Origin of the sequence: Streptomyces sp. NPDC050743, from assembly GCF_044456925.1 — a bacterium.
Lineage (GTDB): Bacteria > Actinomycetota > Actinomycetes > Streptomycetales > Streptomycetaceae > Streptomyces.
The window spans coordinates 1-2,032 of sequence record NZ_JBITGJ010000299.1 but is presented as its reverse complement, the minus strand read 5'-3'; the positions used below and the strand labels follow the sequence as shown (position 1 = coordinate 2,032).

Here is a 2,032-nt window from a genome sequence, read left to right as displayed (position 1 = left end):
TCTCGTAGGCGGCGAGCGCGTCGGAGCTGCGCAGGGTGTAGACGCGAAGCTGGTACTGGGACATGCCAGTGGTTCCTTTACTTCTGAGCATGGATTGTCGTACTTCTGAGCATGGATGGTCGGCGGTCAGCCTCGGGGGAGGAGGTGTGCCAGTTCGGCATCCCAGTCGATGAGTCCGGACTCGGTCCCCCGTGGCACCAAAGCCTGGGTGTCCTGAAGGAAGGACGAGATGTCCTGCACGGGGACCTCGAGCAAGACGGTGCCTCCGGAAGAACCGAGGGCGATGTAGATCGACTCGTCACCCCGCCCTGCGGCCGACCAGATCCGGACGTCCGCGTAGCCTGCGGGACCCTCCAGACCGTCAGCCAGAAGATCCCGCCCCAGGACCCATTCGACCGGCTCGTCGCTGTGGACGAAAAAGGCGGCACGGACGACGTAGGGATCTGCAGGCTCGTACCGCAGCCGCATGCACAAGGGCTGTGAGTAGGTGCACGAGACGACGAGCTGCGCGGTCACCGCCCGAACCACGGTCCTCGAAGACTCCATGGGCATTCACTCCAAGGCACCCCCCTTGCCTCGGCTGCGCCCCGGCGCTCGTGGCGCAAGCACGCATCGAATCAGGAGGTGTTCAGCAGGGCCCGGGCGCCGGACAGCATCGGCGGACCGCGGGGGTCGTGGCGTCGCGGCAGGTGGGCGACGCGTGCCTGTGGCACGAGGTGGTGCCGCAGGCAGGTTCAGAGGGGGAGCAGGGAGCAGGCCCTCGCTCGATCACCCGCCCGGGCGGCGGTCAGGGGACCGCTGATCCGTGACCAGCGGTCGCATCCCTGCCGCCGACAGGCATCAAGGCGAGGGGTACAGCCTCCGCTCAGGGGCACAGGCAGAACCCGTCCTACCGGTCACCGTAGTTCCGGTCGTAGTGGTCCCATCCGTAGTAGTCCCAGCCACCGTGGTTCCGGTCGTAGTGGTCCCAGCCGAAGTAGTCCCGGTCACCGTGGTTCCAGTCATGGTGGTCCCAGCCCCGGCCGTCGCTCTCGTAGCGGTTCCAGTCGTGCCGGTAGGACCTGTCGGACTTCCACTCGCGCCGCTCATCGTCCCAGCGGTAGCAGCGACCGTCGCGGCTGTGCCAGGACGAGTCGGTGACATGGTCGTCGTGGTGCCAGCCACGCTGTCCGTCCCAGCAGTAGCCCTGCTCGATCAGGTAGCCCACGCCGTGGTCCCAGCGGTAGTCGGTGAGGTTGACCTCGGCCGACCGCTGGACGTGCACAGAGGCGGGAGTCGCGGCCGAAGCGGTGCCCCCGGCACCGACAACGGCGACACCCGCGACCGCCACGGAGGAAACGGCGACAGCGATCCGCTTCGTGAGCTTCTTCATGATCTTTCCTTCCGGTCGGTGCGATCTGCACCAACGGCTGCTTTTGCAGGCGATGTGAGGCGCCTGGCGTTGGGTGGCGTTGTCTGCCAGCAGTTCCATACGTTGTATGGAATCGCCCTGCCAGGATAACCATACGACGTATGGAAATGGGGAGACGGTGACAGTGACTCGGGTCACCCGGACCACCTGGTTGAAGGAGACGTACCTGCACACTTCTCAGCAACTGGAAGGCTGCTCCGGGGAGTTCGTCTCCTTCCCCCCGCACCCTGCCGGCCCGAATACCAGCTCTCGATCACAAGGCATGCAGGGACTCAGCTCTGGCCCCATGCTGGAGAGGAGGGGGGTGTGACAACGGAGGAAGAAGTGGTGGAGATGCGGACCGTTGTCGACCTCACACGCTGCCAGGGCTATGCGCAGTGCGTGTTCCTCGCGCCGGAGGTGTTCGAGTTGCACGGCGAGTAGGGGCTGCTGCTTCCCCACCTCGGCAGCGCCCGCCTGGTCGAGGACCCACCCCCCTACCGCCAGAACGCCATGCTCCGCGACCCCCGCCACCTGTCCATCCAACTTTGAAGGCTCCCCTCCCTGAAGGGAGGGGATGCGTCGCCCTCCAGGGCTGAGCGGGGATTTACGGCTCAGGCCGCCACCGGAGCCGGCGGCTCA

Annotated in this window: 2 protein-coding genes and 1 pseudogene; 1 reads left to right on the top strand and 2 read right to left on the bottom strand. The window is 66.3% G+C overall.

The annotated features are described in order from the left end of the window. Nucleotides 1-126: 126 nt before the first annotated feature. The gene (locus tag ACIBJF_RS53155; protein ID WP_399185076.1) at nt 127-546 is read right to left on the bottom strand and encodes an SsgA family sporulation/cell division regulator; all 420 of its coding nucleotides are present in this window, start codon (nt 544-546) and stop codon (nt 127-129) included. 343 nt (nt 547-889) lie between these two features. After that, complete coding sequence (locus tag ACIBJF_RS53150) at nt 890-1,372, bottom strand: hypothetical protein (RefSeq protein ID WP_399185075.1); 483 nt, start codon at nt 1,370-1,372, stop codon at nt 890-892. 372 nt (nt 1,373-1,744) lie between these two features. On the opposite strand from ACIBJF_RS53150, the pseudogene ACIBJF_RS53145 reads away from it, so the two are divergent. Continuing rightward, nucleotides 1,745-1,831 (top strand): annotated as a pseudogene (locus ACIBJF_RS53145) (ferredoxin); the annotation flags it as partial. Between the last annotated feature and the right edge of the window lie 201 nt (nt 1,832-2,032).